General features: G+C 46.5%; 17 protein-coding genes. 15 read left to right on the top strand and 2 right to left on the bottom strand.

What is annotated here, in order from left to right:
• Positions 1 to 92 precede the first annotated feature (92 nt).
• The 12 genes from BHK98_RS07720 to lysA all read left to right on the top strand — a co-directional run bounded on the left by BHK98_RS07720 (position 93) and on the right by lysA (position 15,007).
• Positions 93 to 1,301 (top strand): aconitase X catalytic domain-containing protein, encoded by a 1,209-nt coding sequence (locus BHK98_RS07720; protein WP_075713076.1) that lies wholly within the window; start codon positions 93 to 95, stop codon positions 1,299 to 1,301.
• Positions 1,301 to 1,702, top strand: coding sequence for an aconitase X swivel domain-containing protein (locus BHK98_RS07715; protein WP_075713074.1), 402 nt, complete (start codon positions 1,301 to 1,303; stop codon positions 1,700 to 1,702). The genes BHK98_RS07720 and BHK98_RS07715 overlap by 1 nt, the downstream gene beginning before the upstream one ends.
• Before the next feature lie 10 nt (positions 1,703 to 1,712).
• Positions 1,713 to 2,978: a histidinol dehydrogenase gene (gene hisD, locus BHK98_RS07710; protein ID WP_075713072.1), complete on the top strand. Its 1,266-nt coding sequence runs from the start codon at positions 1,713 to 1,715 to the stop codon at positions 2,976 to 2,978.
• A 12-nt stretch (positions 2,979 to 2,990) separates the two neighbouring features.
• Positions 2,991 to 3,767 carry an SDR family NAD(P)-dependent oxidoreductase gene (locus BHK98_RS07705; RefSeq protein ID WP_075713070.1) on the top strand — a complete coding sequence of 259 codons (777 nt, stop codon included), beginning with the start codon at positions 2,991 to 2,993 and terminating at the stop codon, positions 3,765 to 3,767.
• Positions 3,768 to 3,783: 16 nt separating this feature from the next.
• Entirely contained in the window at positions 3,784 to 4,773 is a 990-nt protein-coding gene (locus tag BHK98_RS07700; RefSeq protein ID WP_075713068.1) for a zinc-dependent alcohol dehydrogenase, read from the top strand.
• Positions 4,774 to 4,943: 170 nt separating this feature from the next.
• Positions 4,944 to 6,617, top strand: a complete 1,674-nt coding sequence (locus BHK98_RS07695) for a sodium/proline symporter (RefSeq protein WP_245796856.1) — start codon at positions 4,944 to 4,946, stop codon at positions 6,615 to 6,617.
• Positions 6,618 to 6,705: 88 nt separating this feature from the next.
• Positions 6,706 to 7,224: a hypothetical protein gene (locus BHK98_RS07690; protein ID WP_075713066.1), complete on the top strand. Its 519-nt coding sequence runs from the start codon at positions 6,706 to 6,708 to the stop codon at positions 7,222 to 7,224.
• Positions 7,225 to 7,803: 579 nt separating this feature from the next.
• Positions 7,804 to 9,270 (top strand): IS1096 element passenger TnpR family protein, encoded by a 1,467-nt coding sequence (locus BHK98_RS07685; RefSeq protein WP_158024477.1) that lies wholly within the window; start codon positions 7,804 to 7,806, stop codon positions 9,268 to 9,270.
• A 296-nt stretch (positions 9,271 to 9,566) separates the two neighbouring features.
• Complete coding sequence (locus BHK98_RS07680; RefSeq protein ID WP_075713062.1) at positions 9,567 to 11,384, top strand: sigma-54 interaction domain-containing protein; 1,818 nt, start codon at positions 9,567 to 9,569, stop codon at positions 11,382 to 11,384.
• 180 nt (positions 11,385 to 11,564) lie between these two features.
• Positions 11,565 to 12,428, top strand: coding sequence for a diaminopimelate epimerase (gene dapF / locus BHK98_RS07675; RefSeq protein WP_075713060.1), 864 nt, complete (start codon positions 11,565 to 11,567; stop codon positions 12,426 to 12,428).
• Positions 12,421 to 13,686 (top strand): dicarboxylate/amino acid:cation symporter, encoded by a 1,266-nt coding sequence (locus BHK98_RS07670; protein ID WP_075713058.1) that lies wholly within the window; start codon positions 12,421 to 12,423, stop codon positions 13,684 to 13,686. The genes dapF and BHK98_RS07670 overlap by 8 nt, the downstream gene beginning before the upstream one ends.
• Positions 13,687 to 13,708: 22 nt before the next feature.
• Positions 13,709 to 15,007, top strand: a complete 1,299-nt coding sequence (gene lysA / locus BHK98_RS07665) for a diaminopimelate decarboxylase (protein ID WP_075715077.1) — start codon at positions 13,709 to 13,711, stop codon at positions 15,005 to 15,007.
• A gap of 255 nt (positions 15,008 to 15,262) precedes the next feature.
• On the opposite strand, the gene BHK98_RS07660 is transcribed toward lysA, so the two are convergent.
• The gene (locus tag BHK98_RS07660; protein ID WP_202816876.1) at positions 15,263 to 16,309 is read right to left on the bottom strand and encodes a zinc-binding dehydrogenase; all 1,047 of its coding nucleotides are present in this window, start codon (positions 16,307 to 16,309) and stop codon (positions 15,263 to 15,265) included.
• Positions 16,310 to 16,531: 222 nt separating this feature from the next.
• Between BHK98_RS07660 and BHK98_RS07655 the strand changes: the two genes are divergently transcribed.
• Positions 16,532 to 18,112 (top strand): xylulokinase, encoded by a 1,581-nt coding sequence (locus tag BHK98_RS07655; protein WP_083628147.1) that lies wholly within the window; start codon positions 16,532 to 16,534, stop codon positions 18,110 to 18,112.
• Positions 18,113 to 18,217: 105 nt separating this feature from the next.
• Here BHK98_RS07655 and BHK98_RS07650 read toward each other — a convergent pair whose 3' ends face one another.
• The gene (locus BHK98_RS07650) at positions 18,218 to 20,176 is read right to left on the bottom strand and encodes an HTH domain-containing protein (RefSeq protein WP_075713056.1); all 1,959 of its coding nucleotides are present in this window, start codon (positions 20,174 to 20,176) and stop codon (positions 18,218 to 18,220) included.
• A gap of 300 nt (positions 20,177 to 20,476) precedes the next feature.
• Between BHK98_RS07650 and BHK98_RS07645 the strand changes: the two genes are divergently transcribed.
• Both BHK98_RS07645 and BHK98_RS07640 read left to right on the top strand, forming a co-directional pair.
• Positions 20,477 to 21,124, top strand: coding sequence for a class II aldolase/adducin family protein (locus BHK98_RS07645; RefSeq protein WP_075713054.1), 648 nt, complete (start codon positions 20,477 to 20,479; stop codon positions 21,122 to 21,124).
• 42 nt (positions 21,125 to 21,166) lie between these two features.
• The gene (locus BHK98_RS07640; RefSeq protein WP_075713052.1) at positions 21,167 to 22,312 is read left to right on the top strand and encodes an iron-containing alcohol dehydrogenase family protein; all 1,146 of its coding nucleotides are present in this window, start codon (positions 21,167 to 21,169) and stop codon (positions 22,310 to 22,312) included.
• Positions 22,313 to 22,314: the final 2 nt, after the last annotated feature.

The following is a 22,314-nucleotide window of genomic DNA, read 5'->3' as shown; positions in this document are numbered from 1 at the left end:
TTTTATTTTCTGACAATTGTATTGACATGATTGCAAATTGAACGTATAATGCCTGTATACAGGTAAAATATCTATCACTGCGGAGGAAAACGATGAAATTAACTTCAGAACAACAGGATATGCTGGACGGAAAATACAGTGAAGGTGCCGCATACGCCATGAAGATCCAGGTGGCGATTGGAGAATGCTTTGATGCGAGACGTATGGTTCCGATTACAAGAGCTCATGTAGCATTATCAAATCAGCAGGCGGATCTGTGGTTTTGTGAGAAACTTGTAAATGCCGGCGCAAGATGTCGTGTGACGCCGACGGTAAATCCGGGATTTTGTTACGATTTTTTTACAAAAAAGAATATGGTAGATGAAGAATTTGCGGATTTAATGCAGCGCACGCATAACGCATATAAAAAAATCGGCGCCGAGCTGACATACAATTGTACGCCGTATATTGACACAAATGTACCGATGTTCGGCGAAATTACCGCCTATTCAGAGTCCAGCGCGACTCCTTTCATTAATTCTGTCTGGGGCGCGCGCTCGAACCGTGAGGGTGCAAACAGCGCTCTGTGCGCCGCTGTAACCGGATTCGTTCCTGAATACGGATTATTGCTGGATGAAAACAGAAAAGGGAATATTCTGGTTCGTGTGGAGGCCGATATTAAAGACGACTATGATTATCATATTCTCGGCATGTTAGGAAAGAAAATCGGCGAAGGGATCCCGGTCTTCACCGGACTTCCTCGTCAGACCATTACGCGGGAAGCGCTGCGCAATCTCGGCGCGGAGCTGAATACGTCGGGCGCATACGGAATGTATCACATCGCAGGTGTGACGCCTGAGGCGCCGGATATAGACACTGCCTTCGGAGGGAAAGCGCCTGAAAGGGAAGTTGTTCTTACTGATCAGGACATGGAGGAGATCCTTCATGAAATCTCGCTGAAGGGGAATCGGCCGATTGATTTCGTCATGTTCGGATGCCCGCATTTCACTCTTGAGGAGGTGCGTCACATTGCGGGAAAAATTGAAGGGAAAAAGCTCAAAAAGGAAATGTGGATTCTGACCTCCAGCCTGGTAAAGGAAATGGCTGAAAGAATGGGCCTGGATCAAACGATTTCCGAGGCGGGGGGATACATTGTCCCGGACACATGTCCGGATCAGCCCTGCTGGAAGCACTTAAAAGGGAAGATCGGCGTGACAGAATCTCCGAAGTGTGCTTATTATCCACAGAGAAGGGGGATTCACTTTGTTATCAGAGATCTGGACGACTGCATTGAAGCAGCGCTGACAGGGGAGGTGAAATAATGAAACAGTACAAATGTCATAAGATCTCTGAAGGATGTGCAGAGGCAGAAGCGATCGTTTCCGGGGATCATATCATGTTTTATCTGATGGAGCCTGAGACAGGCAGGGTGATTGAAAGTGCTCACGATCTGGAAGGGAAATCCATCGCAAAAAAAATTCTGATTTTTCCGGGAGGGAAAGGAAGTTCTGTCGTTCAGGCTGACGGGCTGTTTCAGCTGAATATGCATGGCAATATGCCGGCAGCCATGATTATACAATTCCCTGAGACGGTACTGGTATCGAGCGCGATTATTATGGAAATCCCAATGGTAGACAAAGTTGATCCTGCGTTCTATCAGGATGTGAAGGACGGAGACCTTGTAAAAGTGGACGCAACGAACGGCGTTGTTGAAATATTATAGGAGGCAGATTATGAAAACCATTAAAAGTGCGGAAAAAAAGACATATAAGAGAGACCGCGAGCTGACAGAGTCGGTGATGAATATAATCGATAATGTCAGAGAAAACGGAGATAGTGCGCTGATTGAATACGCCCGTAAATTTGACAATGTGGACGTCGATTCCATTCGGGTCAGCGAAGAGGAAGTCAGATCGGCGTATGATAAGGTTGACAGCGAGACGCTGGAGGCGATTCGGTTTGCAGAGAGTCAGATTCGTTTCTTCGCGGAGAAGCAGAGAGAATGCTTAAAGGATCTGACCGTACAAAGTAAAGTGCCCGGACTGGAGCTTGGGCACAGAATGATTCCCATAGAGAGAGTAGGTTGCTATGTTCCCGCCGGAAGACATCCGCTGCCCAGCTCGGCGCTTATGGGGATTGTAACCGCAAAGGTTGCGGGCGTTAAAGAGGTTATTGCGTGCTCGCCGGCGTTCAGCGGGTTCGGAACGATTCATCCGGCGGTACTTGTTGCAATGGATATCGCCGGTGCGGATGAGATTTATTGTACCGGCGGAGCGCAGGCAGTCGCGGCGATGGCATATGGAACCGAGTCGATAAAGAAAGTGCATCTGATTGCGGGTCCGGGCAACAAATTTGTAACAGAAGCGAAGCGTCAGGTGCTTGGAGATGTTGGAATTGACAGTCTGGCGGGACCGAGTGAGGTTCTTGTTCTGGCGGATAAGACTGCAAATCCGACCTTTGTCGCGATTGATCTGCTGGCGCAGGCAGAGCATGATCCCAACGCCAAGCCGATGCTTGTGTGCACAGACCGGGAAACAATCGACAAGTCGTTAGCAGAGCTGGAGCGGTTGCTTCCCACCCTGGAGACAAAGGATGTCGCCGGAAAATCATGGCAGGATAACGGACAGGTCTATCTGGCGGATGACATGGATGAAGCGATTGCGATAACAAACGAACTGGCTCCTGAGCATCTGGAGGTTCAGGCTGACAGCGAACGCGAAATTGCCGCGAGACTGCATAATTACGGTTCTCTCTTTGTCGGGCATTATGCGCCGGTCGCATTCGGCGACTTTGTATCCGGCACGAATCATACACTGCCGACTATGGAAACAGCCAAGTACTCAAACGGAGTATGGGTCGGCACATTTATAAAAACCGGTTTCCATCAGTTTGTATCAGAAGAGGGATGTATAAATCTGTCTAAACACTGCATGAGGTTTGCGGAAGTCGAAGGTCTTTACGGACACAGGGATTCTGTCAGGCTGAGAGTAGAGAAATAAGGGGGGCATATTATGAATGTACTGAACGGGACTAATTTGTTTGATGTATCCGGAAAGATTGTCTTCATTACAGGATCCGCAACAGGGCTGGGCGAGGGCTATGCGCATATCTTTGCTGAGTCGGGAGCCGTAGTTGCGTGTGCGGATATTGACCGGGACGGCGTCGAGGGCACCGTTAATGACGTCATTAAAGAGGGCGGAAAAGGGAAGGCGTATTACATTGATGTCACAGATCAGGAATCGATACAGGCTGCGGTTGACGCAGCAGTGAAGGATTTTGGACGGATTGACGTTCTTGTAAACAATGCGGGCGTAGAACATATTGAACCTTATGTTGATGTGACGCCGGAGCATTATGATTTTATCACCGGAGTTAATCTGAAAGGCGTTTTCTTCGTGGGACAGGCGGTTGCCAGACAGATGAAGAAGCAGGGCGGCGGCAAAATTATAAACATAGGGTCGCTGGGAAGTTACATCGGACTGGCAGAATCCAGTGTATACTGTACCACCAAAGGCGGAGTAATCCAGCTTTCCAAGACAATGTCCATTGAATTGGGTCCGGACAACATTCAGGTTAACTGTGTCGCACCGGGATATTTTATTACGCCGATGACACAGCCCTTCTACGACGATCCGGAACACAGAGCGTGGATCGAGAGCAGGATTCCTCTGCATATCTGGGGAACCGTGAAGGATATGGCAGGTCCGATGCTGTTTCTGGCCTCGTCTGCAAGTGATTACATCACCGGTGAAACAATCAAGGTAGACGGAGGCTGGCTTGCGAGCTGAGAGGAGGTGAGCGCTTTTGAAATGTGCCAGATTTTACGGAGTACATGACGTCAGATCGGAGGAAATCGATAAACCGGTGTGCGGCGGTAAAGAAGTGCTCATTAAGGTTGCCTACGCGGGGATTTGTGGATCTGATCTTCACATTTATAACAAAGGCATGTTCGTTCAGAACATACCCGAAACGATGGGACATGAATTTGTCGGCGTCGTTGAAGAAATCGGAAGCGGGGTGACAGAGTATCAGCCGGGAGATTATGTTACCGCAGATCCGATGGTGCCATGCGGACACTGTATAAGCTGTCAGAGCGGAAGCTTCAATACATGCGAAGAACTGGGCTTTATCGGAGAAGTGCGACCGGGCTGTTTTGCAGAATATATTGTTATGCCGGAAGACAAACTGATACCGGTGCCCAAAGCATCGAATCTTCGCTCTATGGCGCTGACAGAGCCGCTGGCTGTTGCGCTTCATATTTGTGAACGTGCACAGTTCAGAGCGGGGGACCGTATTGCGGTAATCGGAGCCGGCCCGATCGGACTTCTGACAATTATCGCCGCCAGATCGATTTATGGCGTACAGGACATCACTGCTGTGGACATTTCGGATACAAGACTGGAACTTGCCGAAGCTGTGGGAGCGGCGGATGTCACAAAAAACCTGAAGGAGGACCGGCTGTTCGATAAAGTAATCGAGGCTGCAGGCAATCCGCACACCCTTAAACTGGCGGCAGAGCATGTAATGCCAAACGGGAAACTGTATGTAGTCAGTATTTTTGAAGAGAACACTGAATTTGATATCAACAGACTCGTAGCCTCTCAGATCACACTTGTCGGATGTAATGTCTATACGCGAGAGGACCTTATACGGGCAGTGAAAGCAATTTCCGAAGGAGAGGTTGAGGTTGACCCGCTCATCTCAGGAGAGTTTGATCTGACACAGTGCGCGGAAGCATTTCGCATTCTGAGTTCGAAGAATAAGAGCGCCGCGAAGATACTTTTTAAAATGTGAAAAGGAGGTTGACTTATGAAACTGCTGTCCTGGTTTTTTGATTTTCCGGTCAGTACGGGGGTGCTGATCATTGCTACGGTCGTTATCGCCGCTGCGGCTACGATCTCCTTCTACAAAGGATGGTGGAGGCTGTAAGGAACACCCGTTAGGGTGAGACGGGAGAAGTAACAATGTTGAATATCGATAGTCTTGAAAAGGCTTTGGGGTTTGAGATCCCCATAATTGTACCGATTATTCTTGTGATATATATAATTGCGATACTCGCAATCGGACTGTGGGCCGCGAAAAGAGTCAAAAATTCGGAGGACTGGTTTGTCGGCGGACGCGAGATGGGTCCCTGGATCACCGCTTTGGCACATGGCTCCAGTTCTCTGGGCGGAGGTATGTATATTGCAGGGCCTCAGTATGGATGGGAAGCGGGAGCTTCCGCGCTTTGGGCGGCGCCGGGCGATGTGTTCGGACCGCTTCTGAACTTCGGAGTAATTGCAAGAAGGATGCGGAGGTATACGGAAAAGGCACAGTCGCTTACAATTCCGGATTTTTTCGGCCACAGATATTACAGTAAAAAGATACGCTATCTGTCAGTCGTAATTTTGATCGTGGCAATGGTAATCAGTCTGCTGGTGGAATATATGGCCATGGGCGTTCTGATATCATGTATCACCGGCTGGTCTTATACTGTATCCCTTATCGTTGGCTGCATCGTTATTCTTATATATACCGGTGCGGGAGGATATCTCTCTGTGGCGTATACGGACTTCGCGCAGTCTATACTGATGGTGATCGGAATGTTTATTCTGATACCTGTGTGCGTCAGCAGCGTCGGCGGGTTCAGCGGAATGAATCACGGCCTGATTGACATCAATGAAGGACTGGCGACGCTGTGGGGTGAAGACTACTATCTGAAGGGAGCGCCTCTGATGATTGCCGGGATTGCGCTGGTGTACTTCATCGGATATATGGGTCAGCCTCATCTTGTGATAAAGACAGTCGCAATCAGAGATGAGAAGTCCATACGGCTGGTTCCCATGATCGGCGCGTGCTTCGGTTTCTGCCTGGCCTTTGGCGTCTATATCCTCGGTATGGTCGGACGAGTCGTATATCCGGATGCGGCAATGCTTCCGGGCGGGAATGCGGAATATGTAATGCCGATGCTGGCGCTTACCAAATTACCGGCCGGTCTCGCGGGACTCATTCTGGCCGGAGCAGCATCAGCAGTCATGTCGACAGCGAGCGCACTTCTTCTGGTTATCGGATCATCTGCGGGCAATGATTTGTTCTCGCAGCTTGTGCCGAATGCAACGGATGCCCAGAAAATGAAGGTTTCCAGATATGCCACCTATGTACTCGGTCTGATTGGCGCAGCCATGTGCTTCGTTCCGATCTTTGAAGTAGGCGTATACCAGCTGACATGGATCGCATGGTCCGTACTGTCGCCGGCCTTTATTCCGTGTATTATCGGAGGGCTGTACTGGAAAAGGGGAACCAGACAGGGAGCTGCCGCAGCCATGATTGTCGGTTCCGTCACAGGGTTTCTGTGGTATTATCTGCTTCAGGATAAGACCAACATTCATACATTTTTCGCGGCGCTGGTCCTTGCGATTGCGGCGTATATTATCGTCAGCCTTTTGACAAAGGAGCCGCCGAAGGAAATTCAGGATCTGATGGAGTATTCCAGAAGATTTGAAGACGTTAATGAAACTGCGATGCAGGAAACCGGAACGGTTGACCGGATCGAGGTGCGGATCGAGGATATGGAAGAGCCGGTTTCGGGAATTGTAATGAATCAGGAACAGTTTACAAAAGTAATCGGGGTCTGCGCGTTAAGTCCCGATCGGGCTTAACAGACGCTGACGATGATTTGCTGACGGTGCCGCGGCCGCATCCGGCTGAGTGCGCATTGGCTGCAGCCTGATTCAGAGGGTGTGAAACATGAAGATCCAGGTACTCAACGGAGTTCGGTATACTCCTGACATGCTGATTCGGAGATTGAATAAATCCAGAAAAATCACCGGAATTGAATACAGGTGCGTTAATACGCTCTACAGCTTATGCTGGGTTTTTCAGTTCAGGATCGGATTACAGGTCACGAAGAGGACACGCAGATATGCGGGGTATTATGCGGGATTCGATGAATCCGTGTTATCTCCGGGTAAGCTCTCTCATCTTCCGTCCGGCAGGGAAACGGATGTGGAAACGGACTGCGTTCTGCGGGATAAGCTGACGGAGGAAGAGGCACTGCAGCGAGCGTGGGACTATAATCGGGAGTTTATCCTGAAAAAATTCCGGAATCTGTACGCGGTTCCCGAGCTTGAGGATCATGTGACAGAGCGGTTTTATAAACCCGTTTATCTCATCGAATTTTACAATCCCGAATTAGATGAAAAAAAATATAAAGTGCTGGACTCCCTGACCGGCGACCTGGATGATATTTTTCTGACGAAGGTCTGAAGGAGGAAGAATAGTCAGCGGACAGGACGAGAAAAGATCAGCTGTCGGATCTCCTTCGCCGTCACGGCGCTGCGGCCGCCGGAAAGCTTGAAACGGAAACGTTTCAGGCTTTTTGTTTTGGCCAAATACCTGAAAACCAGCTTTGTCCCCACATTATTACCACAGGTATCGTCCACGCAAAATGATTTAATCAGCAGAAGGGAACAGAAGAAACGTTGACACGTTATGGCAAGTATGTTAGCGTTTGACCAAAGAAACAAAACGGCGGAGAAACTTGGCACTTATCCGATAAAAGTCAGACGCGTTTTGATCACAGAAGGATTATGGAGCAGCAGAACAAGTATTGCTGTTGGTGAATTACACAGACAGGGGAAGACAACTGCCGGGATTGCTGAGCAACTTCATATGTCGGAAAAAGATGCGCAATCATATCAGCCTTACGAGAGAGGCATGTACGGCAAAGAGAAAAGTGACAGTGCGATTCGAAGTGAAAATTATCGGGAACGTAATAAAAAAGCTTTTGAATCGCAGGTGGTCAATAAGTGTAATTCAGACGCAAAAAGAAAGGAGTCAGGAGAAATGGGAACTGTTATTGATCTGGACAGTTATAGAAACAGAAAAGGATGTGCTTATGGGGGAACAAAGGCTGAGCATACAGGAAAACAACCGGACAATTCAGTTGAAGGTATTCAGGAAACGGCATTAAACCTTGACGTGCTCAAACTTAAACTGGAATTAGTAAATCATTTCGAGACATCTGAAAGCATGGAAACGATTCGCAAATATGGGAAAGCGAAGAACGGAATCATCAGAGAGGTTCTTGTTCCGGGGAGGATGAGTCTGCATGCTGCGCACTATATGATTCAAAAACTCTTCGGCTGGCAGAACAGCCATCTGCATCACTTTGAACTGCCGGAATGCATTTTCAAGGGACTCACACAGAACAGTGTAAAAACATGGGCGGAACTTTGCGGCGTGCTCTTTCGCTTTCCGGAGGGCGATGACTTCAGTGACGCTTACTGGGACGATGATTATGACAAAAGTATAAGTGTTAAAACCTGGCTGAAACGAAAGTATACAGATGAAGAAGGCACATTCAGCGTGGGAGATTGCTATCTGGATAACCTCAGAAAGACAGAAGAGTTTGAACGCTGGGTGGATGGCGACAAAAAAGCCGGGAAAATATTCGGCGGCAGGGGATATGCAGAACTGTCACTTGAAGAACTCAAAGCTCTCAGCGATATCGGAATTGATGTGGAGCATCTCACAGAACGGCTTGAGCTCGGAGAACTGTTGTACGTCAAAGGAAAAGGAGGAAAGCGGGAAAATCTTCAGCATGCGGCAGAGGACATTGCTCTCTTGATTGATCAGTTCAACGAAATGGTAGAAGAGGAATTTAGCGCAGGAGAGCTTGATCATTATGCGTCAGCAGCAGAACGTCTACGAGTTCTTAGGCGCAATTATCAGGAAATCGATCGCCTTTCACATTCCGATCCGGATAGAATAAAAAAAGAGCTGGGGAAGGATCCCTTTGACGTCAAGATGGAATATAAGTGGGCGATAGAAGAGATGCAGGATGAATGTTGTGAATATATCAACGATTGGAATCCGGATATTGTTCCGGTTGCGGACGGGCTTACATATTACTACGACTATGGTGATGGCTGGGAAGTAAAGATCACATGCGAGGAAGGCTATCATGCCGTCTGGGAAAATGATGACTTTGATTATACTGCGGCAGATGGACATGAGATTCTGGAACACATACTGTCAATTGATGAGGACGCGGTTTTTTATGACAGCAGCAGTGAAAAAGCTTCGGAAGACTTGCAGAACACGCTTAATGAGATTCAGTATCTGGGAAAACCTCTCTGTGTATATGCAGATGGGTTAAATGTTATGGATGATGTCGGTGGATACGGGGGATATCTTGATTTCCTGGAAACGATTCATGGCGCAGATCGTTATGCCGCAAAAGAGATGCGCGACTGGGCAAGGCAGATGGGATGGACGGGGAGAACGAGTAAGCCCGAGAACATGCTGTAGTCTGCCGGACAATACCCTCGGGTCACCGCCCCGCATGACCGGCGGGATCGGCCCGGATAATGGTGCTCAGATCTCAATTGCCAGCGTTCCAGCGAGCATTTTCCGTACGACGTTTTCGCATATTTTGAATATGGGGGTGTTTGTTGAAACAGAAATAATAGAGAAAGTGGGTGGCAGCAGTAATTCGGAAGATAGTCTTAATATTGAATAAATTCAAATAGATCTTGTCAGAAAAGGGGGTAACATATTAAAATAATATTGGGATTAGATGTATTTTTAGAAATGAGGCAATTAATATGGATTTACTTCAAAGCGTAATGGATTCATCAACCCACGCAATATTTATATTAAATCAAAATGGAATAATTGATCATATTAATGAGCAGGCAAAGACCAGATTCGGGCTTTTCAATCATAGTCAATATTCCCATGCTGCCGGCAAGTTGGAAAAAGACGATATTGTTATACTTGCGGATACAGCAATTGGTGCAGACGATGGAAACCTCAGGCCGGAAGATTTAAATGTACTGGGAATTCACGATAAAAAAATACATGCAGGAGATGCGTGTGTTGCCGTTGCCCGATATGATAATCCGGAATGTTCGCCTGTTTATAAATTTTACCCGGGGAATGAGTTGGAGTATCTAAAAGTAGAAACCGAAGTTGACGGCATTCCTGTTATGGCTACAATAAAAGATCGGACAATTTTGGTTAATATTAAAGACTCTCAATATATTATTAATTACTTTCTCTGTGTAGCTCAACTCATCATTTTAGATGGTAAGACAGGACAGGTGAAGTTCTGGGAAGAGAACGGATACACCGCTCGAAAAGAGGGGGCAGGAGATATCCTTCGAGGAGGGCGGTATATTGCAAAAAGTCCTGACTTTGAGTTGAACGTGGTGGGCCATCATTTCAGTGATTACTTTGAAGGAGATTTGTTCGAAACACATCTTAGCCAGATTATGAACGGAGAAGTAGACTGTTATGAGAATCAGGAGTATCGAATCAACGGATTTGAGCTTGTAGCATCGCTTCTTCCAGTTTATAATTCAGGGACGCTGCAATATGTTATTGTTCGATTTCGCAATATAGAAGATATCCAAATGATTATCAAGGAACGAAATGATGCAATTAAAATCGTCGAAAAATCTTACAAGGAAACGAGAAGGGAACGGAACGCGGTTCAAGATGAAAGAACTTTTTTGACATTGTTTGGTATCGGATCGTCGGCAGATTCGTCAAGACGACAGGCATATAAATTGTCTCAGTTAGACTGTAATATTCTGATTACAGGTGAAAGCGGCACAGGGAAATCATTTCTTGCGGAGGCAATTAGCCATGTACAGCCGCGGAAAGGTGTTTTTGTCAAGGTAGATTGTTCGACAATCGTACCGACTCTTTTCGAAAGTGAGATGTTTGGTTATGTGAAAGGTTCTTTTACCGGTGCAGATCCTCATGGAAAGGCCGGTTTTTTTGAAGAAGCGAATGGAGGAACCATTTTCCTTGATGAAATCGGAGAGATTCCGTTGGAAATTCAAACCAAACTTCTCAATGTTATTCAGAATAAAGTAGTTACAAGAGTGGGATCGACGAAAGCTATTCCAGTTGATGTTCGTATTTTAGCTGCAACGAATCGTGACTTGAAAGCAGAAGTTGCTGCGGGCAGATTTAGAAGAGATTTATATTACAGGCTCAGTACATTTACTGTGAATCTGCCTCCATTGCGTGATTGTCCTGTGGATACCTACTTTATCATTAATAATCTCATAGAAAAGATTCCAATCAAATATGGGATTCGTAAGAAAAATCTATCTGGGGAAGCTTTTGCTAAATTGACATCCTATGATTGGCCTGGAAATATTCGGGAACTGGAAAATATTCTGGAGCAAGCAATTGTACTTTCGGACTCGGATATTATTTATGCCGAAAATATCCATTTGGAGAATGAGTCACAAATGCTTACTATGAAAAGCAGACTTGCGGCGGAAGAGAAAAAAATCATTTTGCAAGCTTTAATGCAAAATGAAGGGAATAAGTTAAAAACAATGCAACAACTTGGAATATCTAAGACTGTTTTCTACAGAAAACTGAAAGAATATGATATCCATTAATACACTAACTGCCTGGCTGGTCCTGATTCAAGGAAAACGATTCCCTGAATCGGGACTTTTTGACTGAGAAAACTGTAGGTTGTTGTTCTAAAATGGCCAATAAACTAATTTGCGATGTTTGGCATATCTTTTGCTACAATAAACTATGACGGCCGCATTTTAGAATAGGAGGTGAGAAATGTGCAGTTTTGGAAAATGAATGGAGCTGGAAATGATTTTATCATTATCAACAACATTGAAGAAACGCTGTCGCAGGAGATATTTGGAGAACTAGCTAAATTAGTATGTGAACGTCACCTTTCATTGGGTGCCGATGGATTAATGGTCGTCGATAAGCCACAAGGAAATGCTGACTATCGAATGATTTTCTATAATTCGGATGGCAGTCTAGGAGAAATGTGTGGAAATGGAGCACGTTGTATAAGCCGCTATGGATATGAAAATGGCCTTGCTGGAGAAATACAAAAAATTGAAACAACAGCAGGAATTGTTATAGGTGAACGACTCGCAAAAGATATGTACAAAATCAGATTAAATGATCCGAGTACAGTGATTCTTGATTATCCGGTTAATCTTGATGGAGAAATTGTTAATTGCTCGTACGTGGAATTGGGGATGCCGGGAATTCCGCATGCTGTTGTACCAATTAAAGATCTGAAAACATATCCGGCAGATGAATTGATTAAGATTGGAAGAAAACTACGGTTTCATTCTGCCTTTCCAAAGGGTGCAAATGTTAATTTTTATGAAATTATAGGTCATGATCACGTCTACGAGAGAACCTATGAGCGAGGGGTAGAGGATTTTACATATGCGTGTGGGACTGGAACAGGATCAACAGTAACTGTTTTAACTGAACTCGGTTTAGTAAGTGGTAATCATGTGCGAGTCGATATGAAGGGAGGAACGCTTTACATCGATGTAATAAAAAATGGAGAAAAATTTCAGGATCTGTATTTAACCGGCCCAACAAATATTGTTGCTATTGGTGAATTGACAGATAGTAACCTTGATTTATTATTAGGAGGAGTGACTAATGAATAAAAAGAGTGTGATGAATAATTATAGGTTTTTAGCTTTGATGCTTGCAGCCATGATCTTAGGCTGTATTGTGGGATGGATATCTCCGAAATTTGGCACAACGATTGCCCCTTTCGGAACTGTTTTCATCAATATGATGTTTTGTATTGTTGTTCCGCTGGTGTTTGCCTCGATTTCCGGTGCCGTTGCGGGTATGAATAGTCGAAAACGTGCAGGGAAAATTATGGGAACTACAATCGCTATTTTCCTTGTTACAGGAGCGATAGCCGCAGTCATTATGTTTGTCCTAATGAAACTTTTTCCACCGGTCTTGCATGCTTGGCATAATATGGCATCGGAGGATATTGGCGAACATGCAACTATGTCGCAAATGATAGTAAATTTTTTTACCGCTGAAGATTTTGTTGGTTTATTAAGTAGAAAAGCTATGCTTCCGTTGATTGTTTTCTCTCTTTTGTTTGGATTTGCGACAAACCACGCAGAGCAGGGGGACGGACCGGTTACCAGGTGGCTCGATGGTTTAACACAGGTAATGCTGAAATTTGTTCAGATAATTACCTACTATGCACCTATTGCATTCTTTGCAATCTTCGCAAATTTAATGGCGACATACGGCTCTGCTATTACTCAGTCTTACGGACGTGCAATGCTTGTTTATTATCCGTTGTGTTTTATTTATATTTTTACTGCATTTCCGCTGTTCGCATGGTTTGGCGGCGGAAAACATGGTATCAGTACGATGTTTAAACACATTGCTAAACCAGCCATCGTATCCTTGGGAACCTGCTCGTCTGTAGCAACAATTCCTACAAACCTGCAAGAGGCAGAAGCTACCGGTATTTCTAAAGATGTATCCGAAATGGTTTGTCCTCTTGGCGCAACAATGCATATGGATGGCTCCTGCTTTTCGTGTGTACTTAAGATAGCATTTGTCATGGGGGCCATGGGGACTGACATGAGTTGGAAAATGATGATTCCGGTTATTGCGGTAGCGGTATTCTCCTCTGTTGGAATGTCAGGAGTTCCTGGCGGCGGATATATTGGTGAATATATCATCTGCAGTATATTTTTCCCCAATAACGTGGAAGTGGCGTTTCCGATTCTTGTTGCCATTGGTAATCTCGTGGATCCACCGGCGACTATGATTAATTCCTCGGGAGATTATGTTGTAAGCTATATGGTGTCGCGTTTTGTAGATGGTAAAGACTGGTTAAACAATGCGATCAGACGTCAGCAGGCTGAGGCTGCTTCTGCTGAATAAAATGGAAAGAAAGGACTGTATAATGATAGCTAAAAATATATCTATTGGAGAAAATGGACATGTATATTTTGCAGGTCAGGACACAATTGTGTTAGCACAGGAGTATGGTACGCCTCTATATCTTCTGGACGAGGAAATGATACGTTCAAATTGCCGTGTATACAAGAATGCATTTAAAAAACATTTTGGAGAAGGTTCCTGCCCTCTATATGCCAGCAAAGCAAATGCTTTTAAACGTATTTTTGAAATCATGAGCGAAGAAGAAATGGGGATTGATGTCGTTTCTTCTGGGGAGATATATACTGCGCTTCAAGCAGGATATGATCTGAAAAAGGCGTATTTTCATAGTAATAATAAAACTGATAAAGATATTAGCTATGCAATGGATAACAATATAGGGTATTTCGTTGCAGACAATATTGAGGAAATTAAGGCAATTGAACGTGAAGCTGAACAGCGCGGAATTAAGCAAAAACTTCTTCTCCGATTGACTCCGGGCATTGATCCACACACCTACGAGGCAGTCTCGACAGGAAAGGTTGACTCGAAATTTGGAAGTGCTATTGAAACGGGGCAAGCGGATGAAATTACGAGATATACGCTGAATCAATCGCATATTGAGCTGGCAGGATTTCATTGTCACGTTGGATCGCAGGTGTTTGCAGAAGATGTTTTCGAACGTGCAGCAGTCATTATGCTTAAATTTTCGGCTGAAATGAAACGTAAATATGGTTATATAACGCAACAACTTGACCTGGGAGGAGGATATGGTGTACGTTATGTAGATTCGGATCCGTTTATGGATGTCGACAAAAAGGTCAGTGAAGTTGCAGCGGCCATTACTGATTCGTGTAATTCTCTGGGTATTGAGATGCCTGAGATTCATATGGAACCTGGAAGAAGCATCGTAGGCGCGGCGGGTATGACTTTATATACTGTAGGTACTGTCAAGACAATTCCTGGCTACAAAAATTATGTTTCCATTGATGGCGGGATGCCTGATAACCCCCGCTATGCCTTATATAAATCCAGCTATACATGTTTATTGGCGAACAAAATGCAGGAAGACTGTGATTTTAAATGTTCGATAGTTGGTAGGTGCTGCGAGAGCGGTGATATTATACAAGAAAATGTCATGTTGCCGCAAAGTGTAACACGTGGCGATCTTGTTGCAGTGTGTACGACTGGTGCATATAACTATTCCATGGCATCTAATTATAATAGAATTCCTAGGCCTCCCATTGTGATGCTTTGTGACGGCAGAAGTTATGTTGCTGTGAGACGTGAATCGATGGAAGATTTGTGTAGAAATGACTTGTAAATGTAAATTGTGACGTATAGTATATTGCATTCTCCCTGTAAAAAACAGAGGGAATGCATTGAATTTCAAAGCAGAGGGTTCGCGGAACGAACCCTCTGCTTTGGTATGCAATCCGATCAACACTAGGGAAAACTGAGGTAATAGGGACAGTTCACCCGCGCGTTTGTGAAATTCGATGCAGTGTCGTGGGAGCGCACATGGTGCGTATATCCGCGCAGGCTTCCATCGGCCTGCACCTGCACCGTGGGAGCAGGTTTATTCCCACGGATGGAGAACGACTTTAATCGCTTCGCCGCTTTTTGTCAGTTGAATGCCTTTGTTTATCTCATCCAGAGGAAGGACATGAGTGATAAATTTCTCTGTCGGGAATGACGGTGAAACGGCCAGCTGAAACGCTCGTTTGGACTGGCTGTAGGAGGCACCGAAGTGTCCTTTAATCCAGATGTTATTGTAGTGGATCAGATTGGTGTCCAGTTCGGTCAAAGAGCCTTTTGGAACACCGCCGAAGAAGACGACAAGCCCTCCTTTGCGAACCATGTGGATTGCCTGTGCCTGCGTCGCGTTTACAGGAGTGGCGGAAATGACTTTGTCTGCGCCTTTCCCCTCAGTCAGCTTCAACACCTCTTGGATCGGATCGGTTTCCGCACTGTTGATTGTGACATCCACGCCGAACTGTTCAGACATGTCGAGGCGGGTCTGGTTGATATCGATCATGATGATTTTTCGTGCGCCGCGGATTTTGGCAAGCTGTGCCATGAAGTCTCCGATAGGGCCTGCGCCGATGATTACCAGGGTGTCAGGATAGCCGACGCGGACATTTTCCAGGCAGGCGAATACAGAGGTCAGCGGTTCGCCCAGGCTGGCGGCATCGAAGGAGACGTCTTCAGGGATTTCGTAAATTCCGCCTTTCTGAATTTTCTCTCCGCTGACCGCGATGTACTGTGCGAATCCGCCGGTTCCAGCCAGTTTCGCGACATGCTCATTCTCGCAGTTCTCACTGTGACCGCTGATGCAGGCATCGCATTCCATGCAGTAAGTTCCCGGAAAGAGAAAAAGTCTCTGTCCCAGCTTGTATTTTGTTGTCTCAGGTCCCGTCTCATCGACATAACCGACGATCTCGTGACCGTATATAAACGGATAATCTCCCTTTCGGGAATCGGTAGTGAGGTTCCGTATATCAGAGCCACAAAGACCTACAGACATGATTTTCAGAATCATGCCGTCTCTGGGGCAGGTCGGCTTTTCCGTTTCTTCAACCCGAATATCATTTGGCCCGTACATCAGAGCCGCTTTCATTTTCATATTTCATTTCTCCTTTCTGTTCGTTTGATATGGCATCAGTTTACGGGGTTTGTGCCGGAATTTCAAACGGGAAATTGCCACTTATAAACGGCATTATTTTAAATTGCCTGAAGGAAGCGGAAAAACTTTTTTTGCGGCAGTAAAGTTTTTTTGATATTGTGTTATCAAACGAAAATATCGGAATGAATCATGGAGTGGAATGCACGACAGAAAGGACCGGCTATGGCAAGAATCGAAAATTATTTACTTGGAATGGATTGCGGGACAACGAATATCAAGGCAGTACTTCTCGGAGAGGATGGGAAGGCGGTTGCGGAGGCGAGCCGCGCCAGCCATACTTTGTCCCCGGGCCCGGATATGCAGGAACAGAACGCGGATGAATGGTGGGGCAATGCTGCAGAGATTCTGAGGGATATCACAGAACTCGCGGGTACGGATATCGTGAAAAGGATCCGCGGGATCTGTGTCAGTTCTCACACGGTCTCGCTGCTCCCACTGGATTCAGACGGAAAGCCGCTGCGCAATGCCATAATATACCAGGACTGTCGTTCGACTGGAGAACTGGAGGACATAATTGAGAAAATCGGATATGAGCGATTTGTGGACATAATCGGCGGCCGCCCGTCTATTGCGTTCCTGCCGTCTAAACTGCTCTGGTATAAACGCAATGAACCGGAACTTTTCGGAAAGACTCGATGTTGTCTTCAGGCAAGTTCATATATCAACTATAAGCTGACGGGAATGCTGACTGCGGATGTGGATCAGGCAGCACGAACTCAGTGTTTGGATGTGAACAGCATGACATGGTCGTCGGAAATCGGAGAGGCGATGGGAATCTGTCTGGATGAGATTTTACCGTCGCCGCGGCCGGTGGATGACATCATTGGCTTTGTGACGACGCGAGCTGCGAAGGAAACGGGACTTTCGGAAGGAATTCCCGTGATTTGCGGGTGCAGCGACGCGATGGCGTCCATGTATGCGACTGGGCTTTGTCGCCTGGGTGAGGCGGGTGAAGCTTCCGGAACCACATCTCTGCTCTTTGTCGGCAGTGACAAAAAAAGTGCGCCGGATGTGCCTGTGACGACCAGGCCTTGTGCAATCGATGGGGTTCCCTATGTGTTCGACGCCCCAATCCAGGCATCCGGAGCGTCTTTGAAATGGTTTATTGAAAAGCTGGCAGCAGAAGAGCGGGATTATGCCGTGAAGAATAGCAGAAATATCTATGACTACTTGAATGAACGGGCGCTGGAGGCACCTGCAGGCTGTCGAGGGCTCTATTTCTATCCATATCTGCTTGGAGAGCGGGCTCCGCTCTGGAATAATTATGCACGTGGAATGTTTATCGGAATGGGCATGGATATGACGCGAGCCGAGTTGATACGCGCTGTGTTCGAAGGTACGGCTTATGCTCTGCGGCACGTGATGAGTACGATTCGTCATAACGGAGGTAAAGCGGGGATTTTGAGAATATGCGGAGGGGGAGCAAAAAGTCGGACGTGGTCTATGATTAAGGCGTCAATGCTGAAGATGCCTGTGTATGTGCTGGATGAGAGTTCCGGTGATGTGCCGGTCGGAGATTGCTTGATTGTCGGACGCAAGGTCGGAGTTTTTGAGTCCCTCACAGAGGCGTCCAGAAGAATCATTCGTGTAAAGGAGATTATTCAGCCGGTGGATGAATGGGTTTCTGTTTATGATAAACTGTATCCGTATTACGCTGAGATGTACAGTTGTCTTGATGAAAGCCTGAAGAAGCTTCACAATACAGTGACTGTACTGGAATACGAAAAAAAGTCCGGCAGGTAGGCACACTGCCCGGCAGGTAAATGTCATCGTTCGGCAGGTGACGAGTCGGGTTGCTGTATCAACGTTTGCCGCTTCGTATCCATGGTGCGTGAACGAAAATGTTCTTTAAGGGGTCAGAGGTTCATCAATGAAACTCAGATAATAGCGGGTGAGCACATCCGGGTTTTCTTCCATTTTGATTTTTGGAAGGTCGTATGCCTCATCATAGAATAAGTTTGCCAGTCGGAACGTGATCGGCATGTCCTCCAGCGTGAAACAGGTCATAATGAAGACGCGGATCTTATGAGTGTTCCATGTGATTCTGTGATCCAGCGTGAGGATTGACATGGCGGATTTTTCGGCGGGAATAAGAGAGTAGATATAGGCTACACCGGGACAGATTGCGTAGGTGGAATTTTCTTCGTGCCGTATAATATCGTTGAGGAAATCAGACGTGACGAAACCCGCATTGATGAAGTCGGCAGCCATGTCCCGAAAAATGCTGTACGGATCACCATGCCCGGTTTTCTCATGTCGGAAGGCATTGATAAACAGGTCATGAGGTGAGGGACTGGCCGTGTAGATTTTTCGTATAGTACGCTGCAGAATCAGGTGCTCCAGTCGGGCCAGATCGTCCTCCGTCATATTAATCGACATATAGAGGGTATCTGTGGCGGGATTGCGCGTAATCGGTTTCTGTACAGTCGTCAGGATCAAATCTGTGTCTGTAAAATCAAAAGAGTTTTTAATGTTTACCGGGAGCAGAGCTGTGATATTCAGATAGTTTCCGAAATCAGATTCCAGCCTGCGTTTCATGGCGAAGAGAAAGGGCATGTTCATCTGGCAGCAGATAACTGTGTTCAATTTATCCCCGGGGTGATTGTGCACAAAATTTTCCAGAGTTCCGCAAAGACAATAGGCCAGATAAATCAACTGTGTTTCTGTCAGTGTTTTTCCCAGATATTGAAGTGCCAGGGGCTGGAATAAGTGAGCGATGATGAGCTCAATTCGAAGATCGTTTTTGACGAAGTCGGAGGTGTACTGTTCGTTATAAATATCTGAACGGCGCTGCAAAGTGCGGATGTACTGCAGCAGAGTAATATAGAAATCGTCATCATCTGAAAAATCCAGGCGGAAGTAATTTTGTATCATTGTGAGGAAGTGCTCGGCAATGAGGCGTGTGTTGGGACCGAAATAATCCTTGGCGGTCTCCCTGGTGAGCGTTGTCTGGTCCAGCAGTCGGTTCGCGGTGATGAACAGGTAAAGCCTGTCGAGTTCTTCAGGATGAATATAGCAGTGAAGATGATCGGTAAGCGTGTTCAGAATATCCTGACAGGCGTAATAGACGGAGGTGTCGGCCTTCGGGATCGGGGGTTCATAGGGGAGGATATGACCATCGCGGATCCGGTAATACATGACGGCAATCATGAGATTCAGAAAGACGATAGAGGGATCCTCCAGCAGGATATTATATTTGTTTAAGTTAGAGGAAACCAGGTCGATGATGAAGTCCAGGACTTTAGGCTCGATAAAATTATCGTCATAATAAGCGTTTCTGCGTGCATGGTAGTTCCAGGACTTCCGCAGCATTTCGACCAGAACCAGCCTCTTTTTCATTTCATCATCTTCAAACCGCACTGTCTCCTTCTGCCGAATCAGCCTGATATACGGCGTGTGATCGGAAAACTGGGAGGCAATATCCCGCAGAGCGTGATCCAGGGTCGTATGGCTGATATACATTTCATCTTCCAGGTCGTAGAGGTTCTGAGGTTCTTCGGCAAAACACAGTTTGAAGGCGAGGTAACGGGCGCGGTTCTCCTTGGAGAAGAATGCAGTTTCAATCTGATTCAGGGATTCAATAAGTTTAGGATCCTCTGATTCAAAGCCGTATCCTCGACTTTTCAGAGAAAGAATACGGGCGTTATAAGGTGCCAGCTCCTCGTTTATTTTCACAACATCATTGCGGATCGTCCGGGAAGAAACGTTCAGTTTAGCGGCCAGTGCGGCGCTTGTAATGTATGTATCGTTGTGTTGCATAATGTGTAGAATACGCTTTTGGCGCAGCGACAGATCTAGAGATTTCAAATGCGGGACCTCCTTTAGTCGGGACAGGGAACTTGTGGACACGACAAGGTTCTGTCTATGTTTAATGATTGAGTTTGCGGATGCGCGGGTCTCAACCTTTGTTCCGCGAATCTTTTTCCGTGAAGAAACCGCATCGACCTCATTGTTTAGCGAATCTCCTCAAGCGGATTATATCAGATTTCCTTTCCGCTTTGAAGAGGAAAAAGATAATTTGTGATTTTACGGAATGATGAGATAAGATTATTCCATCGGAAAGTACAACTTTAAGCTAAGCGGCGGTTTTAGACAGGAGGATTGGAAATGAAATATGAAAATATCAGACAGCAGGTACTGGACGCAATTCTGGATGCCGTTGATTTGGGATTGATTCACGGAACCTCGGGAAACATTGCGGTAAGAGATCCGGAGGAACCGGTTGTTGCGATTACGCCCAGCGGAATCCCTTATAAGACGATGAATCTCGAGCAGATTGCTATCGTCGATCTGAAAACAGGGAAGTGGATGGATGGAAAATATAAACCGTCTTCTGAGGTTCCAATGCATCTTGCCTGCATGCGGGCGAGGAAAGATGTTACGGCGACGGTACATACTCACGGAATGTTTGCGACAATCGCCGCAATGGAGAAATTCGGAGAGTTGAAGGCGATTACGCCGCCTCAGGCGGAGTTCGTACCGGTAGGAATTGTCCCGTTTACCATGCCGGGAAGTGACGAGGTTGCCGATAGAGTTGTGAAAGCGCTTGGCGAAAAGGGCAGAGCCGTTTTGATTAAAAATCACGGAATGTTTTGCTGTGGAAAGGATATCAAGGCGGCGATGGCAGCGACCATCTATACGGAAGAAATGGCGCAGACGAATTATTACGCCAGACTGGCAGATGTTTTCGAGCCGATGCCGCAGGAAGCGGTGGATGCCATGCAGGCTCTGATTGCGGCGGATCAGGCGGTATGAGCCTTTTCGGCATACGAGCCTGGAAGTATTGGAGGAAACAGCATGAGTTTTAATTTCTTTGTAAACAGCAATATTACCTTTGGACGCGGGGCACTGGCGTGTCTTGCGGATTTGATCCGCGGATATGGATTTAAGTCCGCGATGATTGTTTATGATGAAGGTGTCAGGGCAGCGGGAATCGCCGGCAAAGTCCTGGCCCAAGTAAAAGAATCCGGTGCGGAATATATTGTTTTCGACGGAGTGATTCCAAACCCGACGAACGAAGTCGTGGAAGAAGCGGCCGACATGGCAAAAAAAGCCGGAGTTGACGGTTTCATCGCAGTCGGAGGAGGAAGCAGTATCGATTTAGCGAAGGCGGTGAACGTGCTGATGACAAATCCGGGAAGAATCGGGGATTATGGAGGAATGAACAAGGTCAAGACCCCGTGCCTTCCGCTGATTGCGATCCCGACCACGGCGGGAACCTCTAGTGAAATCACCAATGTCAGCGCACTGATCGACACCGAGAAAGTCATTAAATATGTTATCATTGACAATAAACTTGTTGCCACAGATGTCATCGCAGATCCGGAGCTGACAGCAACGATGCCGAAGAGCGTGACCGCAGCAACCGGAATGGATGCCATTACGCATGCTGTGGAGAGCTATATTTCCAATATGGCGACTCCTCTTACTGAATATAATTCTCTGAAGGGACTGGAAATCCTGTACCGGAATCTGCCGGCAGCCGTTGAAAACGGAAACGATATGGAAGCAAGGGAACAGATGATGCTGGGTTGTATCATCACTGGCTTCGCATTCTCCAATGCGAATCTCGGGCTGGTTCACGGAATCGCTCATACTCTGAGCGCGCATTTCGGCCTGGCTCACGGTATGGCGAACGCTACTGTTCTTCCGTATGTAATGCGATATAATGCGGAGAGCTGTCCGGAGAAAATGGCTGCGCTTGCGGAAGCAATCGGTATTGATCTGTCAGGAGAACAGGAAAAGGATCAATATCTTCTTTCTGAAGCATTGCTGAAGCTAACGCGCAGGCTCGGTATAAAGACACTGTCGGAACAGGGGATCGATGAGAAAGATTTAGATATGGTGGCAGAAGACGTTCTGAAGGAGCCGGTGCTCGGATTTAACCCGCGTCAGGGCGTCACAAAGGAAGCCGTACTGGACATCCTGAAACAGGCGTATTGACA

It is taken from the genome of Hornefia porci, from assembly GCF_001940235.1.
GTDB lineage: Bacteria > Bacillota > Clostridia > Peptostreptococcales > Anaerovoracaceae > Aminicella > Aminicella porci.
Note: the sequence above shows the minus strand (reverse complement) of the source record. Positions and strands in the feature narration are given on the sequence as shown.

Coding starts and splice junctions, on each gene's coding strand:
- BHK98_RS07720 (WP_075713076.1), top strand. CDS start 93: ATGAAATTAACTTCAGAACAACAGGATATGCTGGACGGAAAATACAGT.
- BHK98_RS07715 (WP_075713074.1), top strand. CDS start 1,301: ATGAAACAGTACAAATGTCATAAGATCTCTGAAGGATGTGCAGAGGCA.
- hisD (WP_075713072.1), top strand. CDS start 1,713: ATGAAAACCATTAAAAGTGCGGAAAAAAAGACATATAAGAGAGACCGC.
- BHK98_RS07705 (WP_075713070.1), top strand. CDS start 2,991: ATGAATGTACTGAACGGGACTAATTTGTTTGATGTATCCGGAAAGATT.
- BHK98_RS07695 (WP_245796856.1), top strand. CDS start 4,944: ATGTTGAATATCGATAGTCTTGAAAAGGCTTTGGGGTTTGAGATCCCC.
- BHK98_RS07690 (WP_075713066.1), top strand. CDS start 6,706: ATGAAGATCCAGGTACTCAACGGAGTTCGGTATACTCCTGACATGCTG.
- BHK98_RS07685 (WP_158024477.1), top strand. CDS start 7,804: ATGGGAACTGTTATTGATCTGGACAGTTATAGAAACAGAAAAGGATGT.
- BHK98_RS07680 (WP_075713062.1), top strand. CDS start 9,567: ATGGATTTACTTCAAAGCGTAATGGATTCATCAACCCACGCAATATTT.
- BHK98_RS07670 (WP_075713058.1), top strand. CDS start 12,421: ATGAATAAAAAGAGTGTGATGAATAATTATAGGTTTTTAGCTTTGATG.
- lysA (WP_075715077.1), top strand. CDS start 13,709: ATGATAGCTAAAAATATATCTATTGGAGAAAATGGACATGTATATTTT.
- BHK98_RS07660 (WP_202816876.1), bottom strand. CDS start 16,309: ATGAAAATGAAAGCGGCTCTGATGTACGGGCCAAATGATATTCGGGTT.
- BHK98_RS07655 (WP_083628147.1), top strand. CDS start 16,532: ATGGCAAGAATCGAAAATTATTTACTTGGAATGGATTGCGGGACAACG.
- BHK98_RS07645 (WP_075713054.1), top strand. CDS start 20,477: ATGAAATATGAAAATATCAGACAGCAGGTACTGGACGCAATTCTGGAT.
- BHK98_RS07640 (WP_075713052.1), top strand. CDS start 21,167: ATGAGTTTTAATTTCTTTGTAAACAGCAATATTACCTTTGGACGCGGG.